Here is a 635-nt window from a genome sequence, read left to right as displayed (position 1 = left end):
AACAAGCCCCACGTGAACATCGGCACGATCGGACACGTGGACCACGGCAAGACGTCGCTGACGGCCGCCATCACCAAGGTGCTGGCGAAGACGGGCGGCGCCACGTTCATGGCGTACGACCAGATTGACAAGGCGCCGGAAGAGCGTGAGCGCGGTATCACCATCTCCACCGCGCACGTGGAGTACCAGACGAAGAACCGGCACTACGCCCACGTCGACTGCCCGGGCCACGCCGACTACGTCAAGAACATGATCACCGGTGCGGCGCAGATGGACGGCGCCATCCTGGTGGTCTCCGCGGCCGACGGCCCGATGCCCCAGACGCGCGAGCACATCCTGCTGGCGCGCCAGGTCGGCGTCCCCTACATCGTCGTCTTCCTGAACAAGGTGGACATGCTGGACGACCCCGAGCTGCGTGAGCTCGTGGAGATGGAAGTCCGGGATCTGCTCAAGAAGTACGAGTTCCCCGGCGACTCCATCCCCATCGTTCCCGGCTCCGCGCTCAAGGCGCTGGAGGGTGACACCAGCGACATCGGCGAGCCGTCCATCCTGAAGCTGATGGAGGCGGTGGACAGCTACATCCCCACCCCGGTGCGCGCCACCGACAAGCCCTTCCTGATGCCGGTGGAAGACGT

At 65.5% G+C, this 635-nt stretch carries 1 protein-coding gene; it reads left to right on the top strand.

Features of this window, described 5'->3' with window-relative positions:
* On the top strand, positions 1 to 635 hold a 635-nt coding region (locus G4D85_RS48500; RefSeq protein ID WP_164021937.1), incomplete at both ends, for a GTP-binding protein.

This window comes from Pyxidicoccus trucidator (genome assembly GCF_010894435.1).
Lineage (GTDB): Bacteria > Myxococcota > Myxococcia > Myxococcales > Myxococcaceae > Myxococcus > Myxococcus trucidator.
The sequence above is the reverse complement of the archived record's forward strand: the minus strand, read 5'-3'. Positions and strand labels throughout refer to the sequence as shown.